We start from the raw sequence: 20,661 nt of genomic DNA, 5'->3' as shown, positions 1-20,661 counted from the left end.
GGCGCAAAGCCGAACAGGGTGGAGGCGAACTCCTGACCCCTTCCAGACATTCGAAGTGCGGCTGACGAAGGTCCGGAAGATGTAGAGAAGCGGACCTCGGCTGACCTACGAAGCGGACGTCCCGCATGAGACTGGACCTCGCCGTTAAAGCTTACTGAGCTGGCGCGCGAATTCGGTCGTTCGACGCATGGCTGCGGCGGTTTACCTCTTGCGAAGATTGCGTCCTGCACATGCCCGGCATCGTTCGTTTGAAACGCTCCTTCGTCGTCGACCGTGCCCTGCAGGCCATCTACGTCGAAGCGCCAGCCGATGTCGTCACCTAGATAGACGCAACTGATACGCTGGTGGGTGCGCAGTTCGTCCAGTGTCTGCAACGTTCCGTGCCGAGCAAGTAAGCCTGCGGAGGCCAGGGTTACGATCCGTATGTCGCCGATGCGTCAGGCGACGAGAACCGCGTCCGGAAGCCCGCCGATGCGTATCGCGACGTCGATTTTCTCCTCTATGAGACCAACGCTTTCAGCGTGCGCTCAATCGGGCAAGCTATCGCAAGCGTGCAGCGGGCCGACATTGAAGGGGGAGTCTGATGCCGGCCCGCCGGTCGCTTGCTGCAGTGCTGGAAGACGGTCCACGGCGTTACGACGCCATTCCATGCGCCTCGTGCTGGAAGTACTCAACCAACGCTTGCGGCTGACCGCGATTGAGATGCTGGTTCCGCGATGTCAAAGCGTGATCCGAACGCAGCAGGACGGTAACCCCCGTCAGCACTGTCCCGCCGTCTGCCGCCTGGGAAGGCGGTGCGCTCTTGCAAATTGAGTCCTTCGTCCACGACGCTCCGCAGGCGCTCACGTGGCCTTTCCGAAGCACCTCAATAGTATGAACCCTAGCCAGCCAGGCCCACCGGGTATTTTCGACATTCGATACTTTCTCTTTTTAATGATAAATACTGAACATATCAGATATATGATATATCTATCAAATAAAAAATATAAGATTGCTCGGACGGCACTATTAAATCTAAAATATTCAATGCCAACTTGAATAAGCTTTGAACTGCTGCGCCCGCTGTTGCAAGGAAAATCCCCGCATGAGGGTTTTTTCCTTTTCGTTAGGTATTTTTTAACTCCAGCCAATTTGCGCGGCTGATGGAATGCTGTGGCCAGTTCGGAGACCTCCCCGGAGACAAGGGGTGCTCCGCCCATCACCAGGCCGGCTGATGCTCGCCTGTGTCCGTATTTGGGAGGTGGCCATGGCCGTTAAGCTCAATCTTCAAGATCTGACGTTCATCCTGAAGCAGATCAAGATCGCCGAGGCGCATGCGAGTGGCATCAAGCTCACGGAACTGCGTCTCGACGCCGCCGGCACCCTTCTTACGGATCGCGGGCTCTACGACGCCGCCGGCAACTGGCTCGGCGATACCGCCGCGCCGAAGGCGATTTCGGATCCCCACGTGCCCTATGGTCTGCGCACGGTCGACGGCACCTACAACAACCTCGTGCCCGGCCGCGAAACCTGGGGCTCGTCCGGCCAGCCGATGCCGCAACTCTTCGAGCCGACCTACCTCAACGACGCGGACGGGGACACGATGGCGCTCGGACCGGGCGCTCCGGTCATCACGAACACCAATTACGGGCTGCCCGGTTCGGTCGCCGATGCCGACCCGCGGATCATCTCGAACCTCGTGGTCGATGCCACGCTCGACAACCCGGCCGCCATCGCGGCAGCGCTTCGGATCGCCGGTTCGGAGAACGTTATCGCCGATCAGCGCGCCATCACCGCGGCGCACGAGGCCCTGAAGGCCGCCAAGGCCGCGAATCCGACGGGCGATCACACAACGCTGCAATCGAACCTCGATGCGCTGCTGGAGCAGACCGGCGTCACCGTCACCAACGGCTCCATCGATGTCCTCAACGTCTCACCCGACGAGGGGCTGTCGAAGCCGTTCAATGCCTGGATGACCTTCTTCGGCCAGTTCTTCGACCACGGCCTCGATCTGATCTCGAAGGGCGGGAACGGCACCGTCTACGTCCCGCTCGCCGCAGACGACCCGCTCGTGCTCGGACAGGACGGCCTCGCTGGCACGGCCGACGACCTCGCGCCGCATCTGCGCTTCATGACGCTGACGCGCGCCACGCCGGTCGAGGGTTCGCAGCGCAACGTCACGACACCCTTCGTCGACCAGAACCAGACCTACACCTCGAACGCGTCCCACCAAGTGTTCCTGCGCGAATACGCACTCGTGGACGGGCGGCCCGTCGCGACCGGGCGCCTGCTCGGCGGCGCGGACGGCGGCCTCGCCACCTGGGCCGACGTCAAGTTCCAGGCGCGGACGATCCTCGGCATCGAATTGACGGACGCCGACGTCTCGGCCGTCCCGCAATTGCTGGTGGACGCCTACGGTGAGTTCGTTCGCAGTGCCAACGGCTTGCCGCAAGTGATGGTCGGGGTGGGGCCTGGGGGGCAGGCCGTCTACGCCAGCGGCAGCCTCGCCGAGCCGCTGAAGCTCTCGGCGATCCAGCTTCCCGTCGGCACCGTGCTGGTCGGTCCCAACGGCACGCAGAACGTCATCGAGGCCGGTGAGACGGTCGCGGCGGCCCGCACCTTCAACGCGTTCCTCGACGACATCGCCCACAACGCGGTCCCGGTCACCGTGAACGGCGTGCTCCGGCCCGATGCCGACGCGCTCACGGGCAATGCGGTGCAGGTGAACCCGCAGACCGGCCGCAATCTCGAATACGACAACGAACTGCTCGACCGGCACTATGTCACCGGCGACGGGCGCGGCAACGAGAATATCGGCCTCACGGCGGTCCACCACATCTTCCATTCCGAGCATAACCGTCAGGTCGACGCTCAGAAGCTCACCATCCTGCAGTCGGGCGATCTCGCCTTCATCAACGATTGGCTGGCGACCGATATCGCGGCGCTGCCGGCGAACTTCGCGCAGATGACGCCGCTGGGTCAGCTCGCCTACGCCAACACGCTGTCCTGGGACGGGGAGCGGCTGTTCCAGGCGGCGCGCTTCGCCACCGAGATGCAGTACCAGCACCTCGTCTTCGAGGAATTCGCCCGCAAGATCCAGCCGCTGGTCGATCCTTTCGTGTTCAACTCGGTGACCGAGATCGACCCGTCGATCTTCGCCGAGTTCGCCAACACGGTCTACCGCTTCGGTCACTCGATGCTGACCGAGAACATGCCACGGCTCGGGCCGGACGGGCAGGCGCTCGATGCCGACCTCGGCCTGATCGAAGCCTTCCTCAATCCATTGGCGTTCGACAACGACGGCGGGATGTCCCACGACGAGAGCGCGGCCGCGATCATGCGCGGCATGACGATCGAACGCGGCAGCGAGATCGACGAATTCGTCGTCGGCGCCCTGCGCAACAACCTGCTCGGCCTGCCGCTCGATCTCGCCGCCATCAATATCGCCCGCGGCCGGGATACGGGCACGCCGACGCTCAACGAGGCGCGGGCTCAGCTCTATGCCGCGACGGGCTCGACCTTCCTCACCCCCTACACGAGCTGGGTGGAGATGGCGGCCAACCTGAAGAACCCGCTCTCGGTGGTGAACTTCATCGCCGCCTACGGCACCCACGGCACCGTCACCGCCGCGACCACGCTCGCGGGCAAGCGCGACGCGGCCATGGCGCTCGTCTTCGGCGGCGAGGGCGCGCCGGCGGACCGCCTCGATTATCTCAATTCACGCGGCACTTGGGCCGGCCGGGAGACGGGCTTCGGTGCGGTCGATCTCTGGATCGGCGGCCTGTCCGAGAAGCAGATGCCGTTCGGCGGCATGCTGGGCTCGACCTTTAACGCCATCTTCGAAGCGCAGATGGAGAATCTGCAGGACGCCGACCGGTTCTACTATCTCAGCCGCGTCCAGGGCCAGAACTTCCTCAACGAGTTGGAGCAGAACTCCTTCTCGAAGATCATGCTCGCCAATTCGAGCCTGTCGCTACCGGGGCCTGACGGCATCCGCGGCACGGCCGACGACATCGTGCCCCGCCATATCGGCGTCGATGCCTTCGCCGATTACGACTTCGAGCTGGAGGTGAACGCCGCCAACCAACTCGACCAGAACGGCGCCGCCCCCGGCCGCGACCCGACCGGAAACGACCCCGTGCTGGAGGCGATGGGCCTCGGTAAGGTCGTGCGCGACGATCCCGGCACCGCGGCCGACGAGGGCGCGAGCGGCTTCCACGCCTCGGTCAACGCCCTGGTCCGGCGCTACGGTGCGGATGTAACCCCCACGGGCGCGCTCGTGGACGGCAGCGAGGATGGGGTCGGCGGCGCCGGCAGCCCCGTCACGTGGGCCGACCTCAAGGCGAACGCGGCGGGGCTCGGCATCGCCCTGACACAAGCCGACATGCTGGACGCACCGGTGCTGCGGATCGGCGCCGACGGGCGCCTCGCCTTCGCGCCCGGCTCGACCGTGCCCCAGGCGGTGGCGGTGGCCAACGGCAGCTTCGAGGGCCTGGCGCTCGTTGCCGGCCAGGACGGCGTGATCCTCGACGGGAAGGGCAACTACACCACGACGAGCCCAGCCGGCTGGACCATCGCCGGGGCAGTCGGCGGTCTCTACGCGCCGATCGACACGGTCATCGATCCGGCCGGCCGCGACGGCGCCAACGTCGTGTGGCTGCGCGGCGGCGCCACGCTTTCGCAGGAGGGCGGGACGACCCTCCAGGCCGGCGTCGGCTACACCTACAGCTTCAAGGTCGGGGACCGCACCGACTTCACCTGGCCGGGTGCCGAGGCGCGCCTGGTCGCAGTCGGAGGAGCGGCCCCGGTGACCCTCGGCACGCTGACCCTGACGGAGCCGGCGGACGGGCAATGGGGCACGTTCACCCTCGGCACGGGGGCCGTCCCCGCGGCACTCGCGGGCCTTCAGCTTCGCCTGGAGATCCGCAACACCGGCAGCGGCGATGCGCAGATCCTCGTGGACGACATCGAACTCGTGCGGACGGCGCCGGCCTACCGCTCCGATCTGACCCCGGCGCAGACGCCCGGCTACGATCCGGCCGCCGACCCGTTCCTGCGCGATGCGGCCGGCAACGTCCTGCGCACCGGGCAGTCCATCGCCAGCCCGGCCGCCGATCTCGACGCAACCGTCGTCGATCCGGCCGCGCTCAATCAGCCGTTCGCCACCGGGCACTATCTTCGCTTCACCGGCGGCGAGCATGTGCTGGTGGGTGGCACCGACGGCAACGATACCATCATCACCGATTTCGGCGATGACGGGATCTGGGGCGATGCGGGCGACGACCGGATCGAGGCGGGCGCGGGCGTCGATCTCGTGAACGGCGGGGCGGGCGACGACATCATCACCGATTCCGGCGATACCGGCGACTTCCTCAAGGGCGAGGACGGCAACGACGTCATCGCCAACTCCAACGGCATCGACATCCTGATGGGCGGGCGCGGCAAGGACGCGATCTTCGTCGGCGTCGATGCGACCGAAGTCTTCGCCGGCGAGGGTGACGACTTCGTGCTCGGCGGCGATGACGCCGACTTCCTGATGGGCAACGAGGGCGACGACTGGATCGAGGGCGGCGGCGGCTTCGACACCACGGCGGGCGACAACTCGGAGCTGTTCTTCAACTCGGCCATCAAGGGCCATGACGTCATGTTCGCCGGGGGCGACGAGCATGATTTCGACGCCGAGTCCGGCGACGACATCATGGTCCAGGGCGAGAGCGTGATGCGCAACGAGGGCATGTTCGGCTTCGATTGGGCGATCTACAAGGGCAACCAGATCGCGGCCAATGCCGACATGCGCATCCCGATCTTCACCACCGAAGAAGCCGACATCCTGCGCAACCGCTTCGACAAGACGGAGGGGCTCTCGGGCTGGCGGCTGAACGACACGCTCATCGGCGACGACCGGACGGCAGCCGCCGACGCGGATGCCGAGGAGCCGGCCGGTGCGCCGGTCAACGCGGCCAACGAGGGCGTGTTCTTCAACGACGGCCTCGACGCGGCCGGCATCACCCGGATCGCGGGGCTTGAGCAGATCGTGTCGCTCGCGCCGGGTCAGCAATTCTTCGAGGCCGGCAACATCCTGCTCGGCGGCGCGGGCAGCGACACGCTCCAGGGCAACGGCGGCAACGACATCCTCGACGGCGACCGTTGGCTGAACGTGCGCATCAGCATCCGCAATCCCGCGGACGCCAATCAGGAAATCGCAACCGTCGACGGCCTGAAGCACGTCTTCGACGACAGCGCCGTCAACCAGGCGCGCGGTTGGGCCGGGAAGTCGCTGTTCGAGCTGATGATCGACCGGGCGATCAGCCCGACCCAGCTCACCATCGTCCGCGAGGTGGTTACCACAGGAGCGACGGCGGCGGACGTGGACACCGCCGTGTTCAACGACATCCGGGCCAACTACACGATCACCCGCGCGGCGAACGGCACGCTCACGGTCGCTCACACCACGCTGAGCAATCCCGCCGTCGATGACGGCACCGATACGCTACGCAACATCGAGAGGCTGCGCTTCTCCGACGGCACGGTGGATGCCGCGCTCGTCCTCAACCAGCCCTTCGACAGCCTCACCATTACGCCGCTCGACTTGGACGGCGACGATTCCTCGACGCTCGTCGCGACGCTGGTGAACCGGGTTGACCCGATCACCCGCCCCGTGAGCCTGCAATGGCAGGTGCTCGGCGACAACGGACAGTGGCGCAACGTGACGGGCGCGGACGGCCAGCTCACGAATGGCGGCACGCGCTTCACACCGACCGGCGCGACGGGCATCGAGATCCGGGTGGTCGCGAACTGGACCAGCACGGTCGCCGGCAGCACCGGCGCGCAGCAGACGGCCTCCGTGCAGACCGCCTTCGTCGGCAATGCGGCGGCCGAGGACATCGCTGGCTCCGCGGCCCCGAACGTCATCCTGGGCCGCGACGGCGACGACGACATCGAGGGCGATGTCGGCAACGATGCCATCTACGCCGGCAGCGGCGACGACCGCGTTGACGGCGGGGAGGGCGACGACTTCCTCCTCGGCAACGACGGCGCCGACACCCTGATCGGCCGGACCGGCAACAACACACTCGACGGCGGCAACGACGACGACCAGCTCTCCGGTGGGCACGGCAACGATACCCTGATCGGCGGTGCCGGCACCGACACTGCGGTCTTCTCAGGCCCGATCGCCGCCTATAGCTTCGAGCGGAACGCGGGGGGCGCAGTCATCGTCAGCGACAACCTCGGCGCGGAGGGCGACGGCATCGATACGCTCACCACGATCGAGCAGATCCAGATGGGCAACGACCTCACGCCCTACGCGCTGGGCACCAACGGCACAGCGGCCGTCGACATCGTGGTCGGCACCACCGGCGACAACACGCTGAGCGGCGGCGCGGGCAACGACCTCGTCTTCGCGGGAGCGGGGAACGACAACGTCCTGTGGCGGACGGGCGACGGCCGCGACTTCGTCGATGGCGGTGCAGGCACGGACAGCTTCCGGATCATGAACGGGACCGGTCCGGTCCAGCAGCTCACGCTGGCTCAGGCGAGGGCGCAGTTCGCGAACCTCTCGTTCCGCGACGACACGCAGACCGTGGTCGTGCGCAACGGGGTCGTCATCGCCGAGCTCAAAAACGTCGAAGGGGTGGTCGTGAACAGCGTCGCCACCGGTGCTCCCTCCGTCACGGACGCGACGCCGACGAACGGCCTCGTCTCGCCGACGGAGGGCCAGCCCCTCGGTGCGCTGGTCGCGGCGATCCAAGATGCCGACGGTCTCGGAACCTTCGCGCTCCGCTGGCAGCAATCGGGTGATAACGGCCAGACCTGGATCGACATCGCGGGCAACGCCGCCGGCACGCTCAACTACACACCCGGCCAGGCTCAGGTCGGTGACCTGCTGAGGCTGCGCGTAAATTTCACCGACGGCGCAGGCAACCCGGAAGAGCTGTTCTCAGCTCCGACCGGCGTCGTCGGCGACACCTTCACAGGCACGGCGCTCAACAGGACCTTCAACGGAACGGCCGGCGACGACATCGCCAACGGCGCCGATACCGCCTTGTTCGGAATCCAGCCGAACGACACGATGAATGGCGGCGGCGGCAACGACATCCTGAACGGCCGAGGCGGCAACGATACGTTCATCCAGACCAGCACCGACGGGCGTGACCGCGTCGATGGCGGCGCCGGCACTGATACCTATCAGTTGAACGGCGTCGCGGGGTCCGAACTCTTCCGCATCTACAGCCGGTCCGCCTGGCTGCAGGTCGTCGGCAACACGGAGGCGCAGCTCGCCGCCGGCACCGAGATCGTCGTCACCCGCAACGGCACGGGTGCCGCGGCGATCGTCGCCGAACTCGACAACGTCGAGGAGATCCGCGTCAACACGCTGCAAGTGACGTCGCCGGGCGGCCAGAACGGCGGTGCCAATGGCGGCGACACGATCCAGGTGATCGGCAGCTTCACCGGGACCAGCCTCAACTTCAACACCATCACCATCGACGGCTCAGCGGGCGACGACACCGTGGACATGGCCGCCCTCGCCTCGGCCCACCGCATCGTCTTCCGCTCGAACGGCGGGCACGACACCATCGTCGGCACCCTCCGGCCGCAGGACGTGATCGAATTGCCGGCCGGCTCGAACCGGGCCGACTACGTCGCGACCGCGGGGGCGAACGGCATGACGACCCTCTCCAACGGGTCGCACACCATCACCTTCTCGGCCGGAGGCGGCATGCCGCGGATCGCGGTCGAGGCGGACGGCGGTGGGGAGGGTGAAGGTGTCACCGGCGCCTTCGCCTACACGCAGGCCGACATCGACGGGCTGGAGGCGCTGGTGCGCGGCCAGCGCCCGGACAATGCGGGCGACGACAACGTGCCCACGGGCTACCGCGAGTTGAGCGGGCACGGCAACAACCTCGACCACCCGACCTGGGGCAGCGCCGACCAAGCCTTCATCCGCCTGACGCAAGCCCGCTACGGCGAGCCCGACGCCAATGGCAACCGGGCGATCAACCCGATCTTCAACGGCCTCGACGCGCGCACCATCAGCAACATCCTCGGCACGCAGGAGGCCGGCCTGCCGAAGGCCGGAAACGACGCCAACATCTTCTTCATGGCGATGGGCCAGTACATCGACCACGGGCTCGACTTCCTGCCCAAGGGCGGCAACGGCTCGATCGTGATCGGCGCGCCCGGCGGCGGGGCGCCGGGCTCCAACAACCCGGCCGACCTCACCCGCGGCACGGTCATGGCCGTCGACGCCAACGGCATCCCGCAGCACAAGAACCAGACCTCGCCCTATATCGACCAGAACCAAGCCTACGGCTCCAACGCGCTGGTCGGCCAGTTCCTGCGGGAGAGCGACGGGGCGCAGGGCGTCGGCATGCGGCTCCTGGCGGGGGCACCGGACCCGTCCAACCCCGCCTTCAACCTGCTGCCGACGCTGCGCGAGTTGGTCAATCACCACTGGCAGGCCGACACGATCTTCGACGGACCGGACGGGCCGATCAGCTTCCGGACCTACTACACCAACTTCGCCCTGTCCGAGGGGGTGACGGGCACCCTGTTCAACACGGAAACCGGCGCCTTCGACCCGCAGGTGCTGACGAAGCTTATCGGCGACTTCATGGGCTCGGGCCATCCGCTGCTGCTCGACACCAACCCCTTCATCAGCGTCCTCGACCACTTCGTGGCCGGCGACGGGCGGGCCAACGAGAACTTCGCCCTTACCTCGATCCACACGGTCTGGGCGCGCAACCACAACTACCACGTCGAGAAGCTGCTCGAATCCGGCTTCGAGGGCACGCCCGAGCAGGTGTTCCAGGCCGCTAAGATGGTCAACGAGGCGGAGTATCAGCGCGTCGTCTTCGATGAGTATCTCAAGACGCTGATCGGCGGTCTGCGCTCGGACGGGACGCACGGCTTCGAGGCCTACGATCCCAGCGTGGATGTCTCGATCAGCCACGAATTCGCGGCGGCGGTGTTCCGCTTCGGCCATTCCCTGATCGGGCAGACGCTGAACGTGAAGGGGGCCGACGGCGAGACCGTTCCGGTCAGCCTGTTCGACGCCTTCCTCAACCCGAGCAACGATCCCTCGGTGTTCACGGGGCCGCTGCCTCCCGGCTACGTGCCGCAGCCCGGCTATGCCCAGTACGGCGTCGGCAGCATCATCGGCGGCACCATCGAGCAGGCGGCCGAGGACGTCGACTTCAACATCGTCGATGCGGTCCGCAACGACCTCGTGCGCATCCGGGCCGACCTGTTCGCCTTCAACGTGGCCCGCGGCTGGGACGTGGGCCTCGGCACGCTCAACCAGGTCCGGGCCGATCTCGCCGCCTCCACCAACCCCTACATCCGGGACGCGGTGGGCTTTGCCGGCGGCGACCTCTCGCCCTACGCCTCCTGGGAGGACTTCCAGGCGCGCAACGGCCTCAGCGACGCGGTGATCGCGCAGTTCCGGCAGGCTTATCCGGACCTCGTCCTCGCCGCGGCGGACATCGCGGCCTTCCGGGCGGTCAACGGCGACATCGCCATCGCCATGCAGGCCGACGGGACCGGTGTCGTGAAGGGCATCGACCGGCTCGATCTCTGGGTCGGCGGGCTTGCCGAGAAGCACATCAACGGGGGCGTCGTCGGCCAGACCTTCTGGGTCGTGCTGCACGAGCAGTTCGATCGGCTGCAGGACGGCGACCGCTTCTACTACCTCGAGCGGTTCGACAACTTCGACTTCTACGAGAACTTCGTCGACGGCCAGGGCTTCTCGGACATCGTCGCCCGGAACACCGGCCTGACCGTCCTGCCGGAACACATCTTCGAGGTGTCCGACGAGGACGGGCCGGGGACGGAGCCCGGCGACGATGATGACGATGACGGCACCACCACCGATCCCGTGGGCGGCGGCGAAGATGACGAGGACGATGACGACGGCCAGACCGATCCGGTCGGCGGCGGCGAAGACGACGACGAAGATGACGACGGCGCGACGGACCCTGTCGGCGGGGGAGACGACGACGACGACGACGACGGGCAAGGAGACGGGGACGGCGACGGGACGACCGACCCGGTCGGCGGGGGCGACGACGGCGAGGACGGTCCCGGTACCACACCGCCCGTGAACCACGCGCCCGGCGTGATCGCCGGGGGGCCGAACGGCGACGTCCTCAACGGCACGGCGGGGGCGGATACCATCCTCGGCTTGGACGGCGACGACAACATCCTCTCCGGCGGCGGTGCCGACGTGATCCGAGCCGGCAACGGCAACGACTTCGTCGATGCTGGCGAGGGCTGGGACGTGGTGTTCGCCGGGGACGGCAACGACGATGTCCTCAGCGGCGGCGGCGCCGACATGGTGTACGGCGACGGCGGCAACGACCGTATCCTCACTGGCGCCGGCAACGACCTCGTGACCGCCGGCGCCGGCCGAGACACGGTCATCGGCGGCGAGGGCGACGACCTGTTCGTGGCCGAGACCGGCGACGGCGACGACACCTACTGGGGCGACGAGATGGGGGGCGGCGTCGGTGGCGGCCTGGGGAGCGACACGCTCGACATGTCGGCCATCACCGCCAACATCGCGGTCAACCTCGGGACGGGTCTGGCCGGGCGCGGCAGTGCGACCAGCGCCCAGTCGGGTCGCGACGTGCTCTGGGGCGTCGAGAACGTCGTCACGGGGTCCGGCAACGACGACATCACGGCGAGCGACGCCGCGAACGTGATGGATGGCGGCGAGGGCAGCGACACCTACCGCTTCGGCTCGGCAGCCGCGGCCAACGGCGACACCATCGAGGGCTTCCGGCCGGGCGACAAGATCGACCTCAGTGCGATCGACGCCGATGCCGGGCAGGCCGGGAACCAAGCCTTCACGCTCGCGACCGGCGCGGCCTTCACGGGGGTGGGACAACTCCTGGTGACGCAGGAGACCCGCGACGACGGGGATTACGTCGTCGTCCAGGGGAACACGGCCGGCGACGCCTCCGCGGAATTCAAGCTCGCCATCAAGGGCAATATGGCGCCCACGGCCGCCGACTTCACGCTCTGATCCTGGTCGGGCCCTGGCCAGGGGCCCGGCCCACTTGCCTGACGAGGGGGAGAGCCTGCCATGCGTTCCAGAGATCAGAAGAAGCTCGCTCAGCAGCGTTGTGCCGAGCAGCTCACCCAAAGCGTTCGGGGGCCCTTCGTCTTCCTGTTCGGGATGTCCGGCATCATCAACATCCTGGCATTGACCGGCTCCTTCTACATGCTGCAGGTCTACGACCGCGCCCTGCCGAGCGGGAGCCTGCCGACGCTCGTCGGGCTGTCGATCCTCGCCGTCGGCCTCTACCTGGCGCAGGGCCTGTTCGACGTTCTCCGCTCGCAGATCCTGGTTCGCCTCGGGGCGCAGTTCGACCGCCGGGTCGCTCCGCTGGCGCAGCGGGTCGGGATCGACATGCCGCGCTTCGGCTTCTCGACCGCGGAGGCGATGGAGCGCGGCCGCGACGTCGATACGGTGCGCGGGTTCCTCGGCAGCCCCGGCCTCGTCGCGCTCTTCGACCTCCCGTGGGTGCCGGTCTTCCTCGTCTTCGTGTACATGCTGCACCCCTATCTCGGCGCGCTCACCGTCGCGGGGGCGGTCGTCCTTGCGCTGCTGACGATCCTCGCCGAACTCCTGACCCGGCGCTGGACCGGCGCCACGCAGCAGGCCGTGGTGGCCCGCAATGCCATCGCGGACTCGAACGCGCGCAGCGCCGACGTGCTCAAGGCGATGGGCTTCGCCGACCGGGCGGTGGACCGCTACCGCCGTGCCAACGACGAACACCTCGACCTGCAGACTCGCACCACCGACATCAGCGGCACGTTCGGGGCGATCGCGCGCGTCCTGCGCATGATTTTGCAATCGGCCGTGCTCGGGCTCGGCGCCTACCTTGTCATCGGCGGTGAACTCTCCGCCGGGGCGATCATCGCGGCTTCGATCACCTCCGCCCGCGCCATGGCGCCCATCGACCAGGCGATCGGCAATTGGAAGGTCATCCTGGCCGCGCGGACCGCCTTCCGGCGCTTGAAGGAGACCGTGATCGCCCTGGCCGCCGCCGAGCCGCCGATGACGCTGCCGCCCGCGCACCGGTCGCTCAGGGTCGGCCACATCACGGTCGCGGCCCCCGGCTCGGGTCGCGTGCTCCTCTCGGATGTGGGGTTCGAGCTCAAGGCCGGGCAGGCGCTCGGCGTCATCGGACCGAGCGGCGGCGGCAAGACCACCCTCGGCCGCGCGCTGACCGGCATCTGGCCGCTGCTGCGCGGCAGCGTGCGGCTCGACGAGGCCGACCTGCCGCAATGGGACGAGGCGAGCCTGGGGGGGATGATCGGCTACCTGCCTCAGGAGGTCTGCCTCCTCGACGCGACGGTCGAGGAGAACATCTCGCGCCTGGCCGAGGACAGCGATCCGGCGTTGGTCGTGGCGGCCGCGCAGGCGGCCGGCGTGCACGAGATGATCCTGCGCATGCCCGACGGCTACAAGACCGAACTCGGGCCGCTCGGGACGGCGCTCTCGGGCGGGCAGCGGCAGCGGATCGCCCTCGCCCGCGCGCTCTACGGCAATCCCTTCCTCGTCGTCCTCGACGAGCCGAACGCGAATCTCGATGCCGAGGGTGAATCTGCGCTCGCCGCGGCGATCCACGGCGTGCGTGCCCGCGGCGGCCTCGCGATCGTGATCGCCCACCGCCCGAGCGTGCTGGCGGCCGTGGATCTGATCGCCGTGATCCAGGAGGGCAAGCTCACGGCATTCGGCCCGAAGGAGGCGATCCTCGGCAAGGCCGTCCGTGACGGTGCGGCCAAGCCCGACGGTGCCCAGGACAACAGGGAGCGCTCCATGCCGGAGCGGGTGCCCGCATGACGATCGAGATCAAAGGCACGAAGCCCGGGCGGGACGCGCCCGAGGGTGCCGAGCGCTACGTCTCGCGCAGCGCTGACCGGCGTTCCAGCGTCCCCTACTACGCCGCGGTCGCGGTCGCGACCGTAGCCGCCTACCTCAAATCCCTGCTTCTGCCCCGCTCGATTCTGGCAGAGGAAGTGGACCCGGAGATCGTGGCCGCACGCGCGGACGCCCTGCGCCTCGTCCATTCCGAGGAGCTCGCCGCGCCCGCCCCTGCAACGGCCGCCGAGACACCGAAGCCACGGGCCGAGCCGCCATCCCCGATTCTGCAATCCGGCATGTCCCTGGTCGACGACGGGCACGAACTGCTCGCACGCGGGCTGCGCTTCGCAAGGCTCGACCCGCATCCGGACCTCGGCGACTTCAAGGCCTCTCCGATCATCCCCCAGCCGATCAACGACAACGGCGGCTCCCTCGCAGCCGGATCGGGCGGGCGCGGAGGCGGGCAGCCGAGCGGCGGCGGCGGACCGCGGAACGCATCCCACCCGGAACCGGATGCGCAGGAGCCCGGCAACGAGGCACAGCCGGCTGCCCGACCACCGGGACAGGAGAAGGCCGATAGGCCGGATCAAGGCTCGAACGGGCAAGGCTCGAACGGGCAAGGCGGATCGAACTCACAAGATCCCGCGCCGTCGGACGGCGGCGTTCGGATCCCTCCCGATTCCACGCCGGGCAGCGATCCGCGTCCCGTCGATCCGGCGACGCCGCCGCGCGGCCGGGACGACGGGCCAGCGGGGCAACGCAACCGCCCGCCCGTGGTGAACGGCCCGGTCCAGCTCGGGGATGTCGCGGGCTGCGCACTCCTCACGATCGCCCTGAGCGACCTCCTGCGCGGCGCCAGCGACCCGGACGGAGACGCGCTCAGCGTGCGCGACGTCCGGGCCTCATCCGGCACCGTGACGGCGGACGGCTCGGGTTGGGTGTTCGACGCCGACGCGCCCGGTCCGGTCACGATCACCTACGCGGTGACGGACGGCGAGTTCTCGGTCGCCCGTACGGCTCATCTGACCGTCCTCGAACGGGCTTTGATCGGCGGCACCGACGGGGACGACCTCATCCTCGGCACACCCTGCGCGGACGACATCGCGGCCGGCGCGGGAGACGACAACGTCGACGCCCGCGGTGGCGACGACCTCGTCGAGGCCGGCAGCGGCAACGACCACGTGATCGCGGGCGACGGCTCCGACACGGTCCTGGGCGGGCCCGGCGACGACGTCGTGTTCGCCGGGGCGGGCGCGGATCGGGTCTCGGGCGGGGCGGGTCACGACCGCTTGTTCGGGGAGGCGGGCGACGACCTTCTGTTCGGCGAGGCGGGCGACGACCTGCTCGATGGCGGCGAGGGGCGCGACATCCTGGATGGGGGCGACGGCGACGATCTCCTCCTCGGAGGCGAGGGCAACGACAGCCTCTACGGCGCGGCCGGCGCCGACGACCTGTCCGGCGGCGCCGGTGCCGACGTGCTCGTCGGGGAGGCGGGCGACGACCGGCTGCAGGGCGGCGAGGGGGCGGACATCCTCTTGGACGGGGCCGGGCGTGACCTCGTTTCGTGCGAAGCGGGCGACGATGTGATCATCCTCGCCCTCGACGGCGCGGCGGACACGGTCGACGGCGGCGCGGGGCGGGACACGCTCGATCTGTCGGCGGCCACGGTCGATCTGGTGGTGGACCTGAGGAACGAGACCCTCTGCGCTCCCGAGCTCGGCATCGATCGGATCGCCTCGATCGAGGCAATCATCGCGGGATCGGGCGACGACCGCTTCGTGGTGGGCGGCCGGGATCTCGTGCTCGCCGGCGGCGGCGGCGGCGACGTGTACGCGTTCGCCGCTCCGGACGACCCGCGCGATGGCACTCGCATCGTGCAGATCACGGACTTCTCCGTCGGCGATTACATCGATCTGGTCCGCTACGCCCTGTTCAAGGAGGAGACCGCGGCCGGGCGCCCGCTCGTGGAGGCGCTCCGGGGCGAAAGCGATGCACCGACCGGGATCCAGGTCCGGTTCGATCGTTCCGAAGGCCGGGACCGCACTGTCGTCTCGGCCGACCTCGACCAGGACGACGCCTACGAGACCACCGTCGTCCTCGAGGGCGAGCACTTGCTGCGCTTCACGATCGGGCCGCTGCCCGAACCGCCGACATTCCACACTTGAGAGCGAAGCCGGAGAAGGATCATGCGTACATCTCCCGATCGGATGCCGCGCCCCTTGCGGCGGCACGACCCGCAATCCCGCACGAACGTCGCGTTCTCCGTCGGCCCGCGCATCGTCGCCGGGTTCATCTTCGGCGCGGCGCTCGTCGGCGGCGTCGGCGGCTGGGCCGCCACGACCGATCTCAGCGGCGCGATCCTCGCTTCCGGATCCGTCGCCGTCGATCAGCGAGCCAAGTCCGTGCAGCACCGTGACGGCGGCGTGGTCGGCGAGATCCTCGTGCGCGATGGGCAGCCGGTCACGGCCAGCCAAGTGCTCCTCAGAATCGACGACGCGCAGACCCGCGCGGAACTCGCCATCGTGAAGGGACAACTGGTGGAACTCGCCGCCAAGAAGGCGCGGCTCCTGGCAGAGCGCGACGGGCAGCGCGAGGTCAGCTTTCCGCAAGCCTTGCTTCACCAGGGCGTCGAGGTGCAGTCGATCCTGGACGGCGAACTCCGGCTGTTCCGAGGCAACCTCGCCAGCCGCGACAGCCAGCGCCAGCAGCTCGAACTCCAGATAGGGCAGATCGCCGAGGAGATCGCCGGCCTCACGAAGCAGCGGGATGCCAAGAGAGACGAACTGGCCGTCCTCACCACCGAGCATGGCAAGCTCTCGATCCTCGTCGAGAAGCAGCTCTACGAGAGTTCCCGCTTCCTGCCGATCACCCGCGACAAGCACCGCCTCGCCGGCGAGCAGGGGTCGTTGGAAGCCTCCATCGCTCGGGCAAAGACGCGGACGAGCGAGATCCGCGTCCAGATCCTCGCCATCGGAGACACCGCGCGGACCGAGGCACAGCGCGAGCTCAGCCATGTCGATGCCAAGGCGGCAGAGCTGAGCAACCGTCGCGTGGCGTTGGACGACCGGCTGACGCGCACCGAGATCCGTGCCCCCGTGACCGGCATCCTGCACGAGTTGAAGACCTTCACGGTCGGCGGCGTCGTCACCCCCGCCGACATCCTGGCGACCGTCGTGCCCGAGGACGCGCGGCTCAAGATCGAGATCCGCATCCCGCCGACCAGCATCGACCAGATCGGCGTCGGCCGCGCGGCCCGGGTCCGCTTCACCGCGTTCAGCCAGCGCACCACCCCCGAACTCAAGGGAGTGCTGACCTACGTCTCACCCTCGACGACGAAGGGACCACGGGACGAGGTGTTCTATATCGGGCATGTCGAGCTCAAGGATGGCGAGATCGAACGCCTGGGAGGCTCGGGCCGCCTCATCCCCGGAATGCCCGTGGAAGTTCAGGTTGCCACGGATGAGAGAACAGCAATGTCCTACCTGATGAAGCCGCTTCAAGACCAGTTTAGCCGCGCATTCCGCGAGCGATGACAATTAAGACTTGCGGATCGATTCAGTTTTACAGCCTGGTCGTGCGCAGGTCGGGGCCAGACTGCCTACCCCTAAATTTCCGCTCCTAGTAACCACGGCATAGTACTAACTATTGATGCGCGGATACCGCCCGTGATATCCGTAGATAGTGACCCTGCTTGGGAGGCGGCAGTGGAACAGAGCTTGGTAGATTCGCGGGGTGATTTCTGCGGTTCGCAGATTCGCTTGGACCGGGAAATATTCATGGATCTCGTTGTGACGACGATGGGGTCCTTGTTTGAGGATACGGTCGGATCCAGCGAGGCTGGCAGCTTCATTAGCTTGGTCGGCCTCGTTGTGGGCGAGAAGATCCAGGAAGAGTACCTTCAGGTGAGTGGTGCGAGCCAACTCGACAGGAAAGGGATGGTCGACGCTCTACTGGACATGAAGCAGCGGATCGGCAGCGATTTCTACGTCATGGACGAGTCGGAGCAGCGCATCGTTCTCGGCAATAAGCGCTGTCCGTTCGGAGAACTGGCAAAGAAATGCCCTTCACTGTGCATGCTGACCGCGAACGTGTGTGGGCATCTGGCCGCGGAGAGTCAGGGATATGCACGAGTCGATCTTCCCGAGACCATCGCCGCAGGAGCGTCCGAGTGCCGGGTCGTCATCAACCTCGACCCGAACACATCCGGCGGCGGGCGGCGGTATCACCGACGAGCCTGGGCCTGAGTCCGATTTCGCCGCGCTGTTCGCCTTCGTTGCGGATCCCCTGATCCTGGTGGGCCAGTTCGGGCTCGTGGAAGACGCCAATCCGGCCGCGTTCGGCCGTTTGCCCGACCTCGCGATCGGCCTTCCTCTGCCGGTCGAGAAGACACATCGCGAGCGGATGAGCCGCTACCTCAGCCTGTGTTCGCGAACCGAGAACCCCATTCCCGGCGCGGTGTTCGTCCGCGCCGGAGCCGAGAGTTCCTGCCGTCATCCATGCCGGGGCGCGCGCATCGTCCTGCACGCGTATGGTGATGAACCACTCGTCCTGCTTCATCTCACGCCGACGAACCTGGAGGGCCGCCTTCGCCTCCTGACGGAGCGGCTGAACGATGTCCGGCGCGTCATGCAGGAGCGGAAGCGGCGTGAGATCGAGATGCAGGCGCTCCTGACCGAGCGCAGCCGGTTGCTGGTCCACCTCGAGGAGGACGCGCAGGCACGGCAGCGTGCCGAGGCCGAGCGTGACGCCGTTCTGTCAAGGCTCTACCGGGCGGGGCAGGACGAGCGGCGGCGTCTCGCGCGCGATCTCCATGATCATGCCGGCCAGCAACTGGTCACGCTGACCTTCGGCCTGAGAAAGATCGCGTCACGCCTGTCTTGTCCAACGGCCCTCCATGAGGTCGAGCAACTTCTCCGACACACCCAGGACATCGGGCAATCGCTCCGGAGGGTGACCCTTGAACTCCGGCCGGCCGCCCTCGATGAGTTCGGCTTCGTGACCGCGCTGCGCTCGCTCGTGGATGAGTGGAGCCGGGTGACGGAAATCGTGACCGAGTTCCAGATCGTCGGAGAGGAGCTGGATTTTCCGCTGGAGACGGCGATCACGCTCTATCGCCTGGCTCAAGAGGCGCTCACGAACGTAGCGAAGCATGCGGGGCCGGACGTGAGCGTGTCGGTCGTACTGCGGTTCAGCGCTTTGCAGATCACGCTGACGATCGACGACAACGGCAGCGGCTTCGCGGCCGACGAGGCGATCGCGACCAGCCTCGTCTCCCAGGGAAAGCTCGGCCTGCTCGGCATGCGTGAACGGATGTCGCTGGTCGACGGCACGCTGAACATCGAGTCGGCCCCCGGCCGGGGCACGAGCATTGTTGCCCGCGCCTACCGGTCCGTCGAGGAACGCGGACATGCCTAGGACCCCGATTCACGTCGTGCTGGCGGACGATCATCCGGTTTTCCGTCACGGTGTGACGAGCCTGATCGCTGATTCCGGCGAGATCGTCGTCGTAGCCTCCGTCGAAACGGGCGCAGCCGCCTACCGGGCGATTGTTCAGCACGAGCCGGACATCGCCATCCTCGACATCAACATGCCGGAGATGAATGGCGTCACCGTACTTCGCCATCTCGCCAGAACGGGCGCGCGGACCCAGGCCATCATGCTGAGCGTCTATGAGAGCCGGGTCTACATCGACCAAGCCTTTGAGGCGGGCGCCCGCGGCTATGTTCTGAAGCGGTCGGCCTTCCAGAACATCGCCAGCGCGGTGCGGGCGGTTCACGCCGGCGGCATCTATCTCGATCCGGCACTGCCGGAGCGCACCGCTCCGCATCGGCGGCTGAGTTCAAATGTGGATGATGCGGCGTGCTCGACCTTGAGCGAGCGCGAGCGCGACATCCTCCGGTTCGTCGCATTCGGCTTCACGAGCAAGGAAGTCGCCGACCGGCTCGGAGCAACCGCCAAGGCCATCGAGACCCAAAAGGCTCGGGCCTGCACCAAGCTCGGCCTCGCAAGCCGGGCACAAATCGTTCAGTTCGCGATCCTCCAGGGTTGGCTTCATGGAGAGATCCCCGTGCGCTGACGTTCGGCCTCAGCACTGGTCGGAGCGCTTTGGCCTTGAATTGATTGACTCGCAGGAGCGTCTCGTCGCCTGAGATCGCCTCCAGTTGGTGACTGCATACCAGAATAATCCGTAAGACAAAAATCACAGCACCTTCCTTCACAACAAAGCTCATCCGGATCAAAGCACAATCACCTAAAAGAGTCATCGTGCGTCGGTCCATGGTCGAGTTGCACATGATCGTCCGCTTCATGCGCAACATGAACGTACCATTTCACCTCGACGGGCACTCTGAGCCTATACGCTCGAATTCAATCGCATAACGGCACATCAGAAACACCGAGTTCGACTGTCTCACCAGCTCTTTTGTGCTCGCCACTTTGACGATGCACCGGCGCAGCTTCTCCCGGAGCTTGCCCGAATGGATGGAGCCCGATTTGCTAGGCTCCCCGTGCCGGAGCGTCGCTTTGACCCAGCCAAGTGAGATCTGGTCGATATGAAAGGGGCCAGCCGCCAGCAGCAATTCGTGCGCCTCAGCGATGGCCAGCGCCCAGAAGCACCGTCCTGGCAGCAGGCCCGGCACCGACTCCTCTCGCCGGCGCGGCTCCGGCGACTGGCGCGAGTTCCAATGCGTGACGCGGCACCGGCTTTACCAGGATACTGTGGCCGCCGGACCAACCTTGCAGCAACAATGGCAGCTGTCGGAAGATAAACGGCCATTCCGGTGAATATGGCCGAAGGTCGGCTTGTGGCG

General features: G+C 67.2%; 9 protein-coding genes. 7 read left to right on the top strand and 2 right to left on the bottom strand.

The genetic code is table 11. The annotated features are described in order from the left end of the window. Positions 1 to 374: type 2 periplasmic-binding domain-containing protein (locus HNR51_RS26575; RefSeq protein ID WP_210280267.1), on the bottom strand; the 374-nt coding region annotated here is incomplete at its 3' end. Positions 375 to 1,246: 872 nt separating this feature from the next. On the opposite strand from HNR51_RS26575, the gene HNR51_RS26120 reads away from it, so the two are divergent. The 7 genes from HNR51_RS26120 (at position 1,247) to HNR51_RS26090 (ending at position 19,928) form a co-directional block, all read left to right on the top strand. Further along, positions 1,247 to 12,004, top strand: a complete 10,758-nt coding sequence (locus tag HNR51_RS26120; RefSeq protein ID WP_182556905.1) for a peroxidase family protein — start codon at positions 1,247 to 1,249, stop codon at positions 12,002 to 12,004. A gap of 60 nt (positions 12,005 to 12,064) precedes the next feature. Beyond that, positions 12,065 to 13,831, top strand: coding sequence for a type I secretion system permease/ATPase (locus HNR51_RS26115; RefSeq protein ID WP_182556904.1), 1,767 nt, complete (start codon positions 12,065 to 12,067; stop codon positions 13,829 to 13,831). Next, positions 13,828 to 16,017, top strand: coding sequence for a calcium-binding protein (locus HNR51_RS26110; RefSeq protein ID WP_182556903.1), 2,190 nt, complete (start codon positions 13,828 to 13,830; stop codon positions 16,015 to 16,017). Before HNR51_RS26115 ends, HNR51_RS26110 begins: the two co-directional genes overlap by 4 nt. Positions 16,018 to 16,038: 21 nt before the next feature. Next, the gene (locus HNR51_RS26105) at positions 16,039 to 17,385 is read left to right on the top strand and encodes an HlyD family type I secretion periplasmic adaptor subunit (protein ID WP_182556902.1); all 1,347 of its coding nucleotides are present in this window, start codon (positions 16,039 to 16,041) and stop codon (positions 17,383 to 17,385) included. 243 nt (positions 17,386 to 17,628) lie between these two features. Further along, entirely contained in the window at positions 17,629 to 18,096 is a 468-nt protein-coding gene (locus HNR51_RS26100; RefSeq protein ID WP_141952952.1) for a methanogen output domain 1-containing protein, read from the top strand. A 49-nt stretch (positions 18,097 to 18,145) separates the two neighbouring features. Next, positions 18,146 to 19,267 (top strand): sensor histidine kinase, encoded by a 1,122-nt coding sequence (locus tag HNR51_RS26095; protein WP_182556907.1) that lies wholly within the window; start codon positions 18,146 to 18,148, stop codon positions 19,265 to 19,267. Between the two features lie 16 nt (positions 19,268 to 19,283). Continuing rightward, positions 19,284 to 19,928 carry a response regulator gene (locus HNR51_RS26090; RefSeq protein ID WP_239681679.1) on the top strand — a complete coding sequence of 215 codons (645 nt, stop codon included), beginning with the start codon at positions 19,284 to 19,286 and terminating at the stop codon, positions 19,926 to 19,928. Positions 19,929 to 20,181: 253 nt separating this feature from the next. Here HNR51_RS26090 and HNR51_RS26085 read toward each other — a convergent pair whose 3' ends face one another. Continuing rightward, positions 20,182 to 20,490: a hypothetical protein gene (locus tag HNR51_RS26085; protein WP_182556901.1), complete on the bottom strand. Its 309-nt coding sequence runs from the start codon at positions 20,488 to 20,490 to the stop codon at positions 20,182 to 20,184. Positions 20,491 to 20,661: the final 171 nt, after the last annotated feature.

The organism is Methylorubrum thiocyanatum (assembly GCA_014138645.1).
Taxonomy (GTDB): Bacteria; Pseudomonadota; Alphaproteobacteria; order Rhizobiales; family Beijerinckiaceae; genus Methylobacterium; species Methylobacterium thiocyanatum.
Note: the sequence above shows the minus strand (reverse complement) of the source record. Positions and strands in the feature narration are given on the sequence as shown.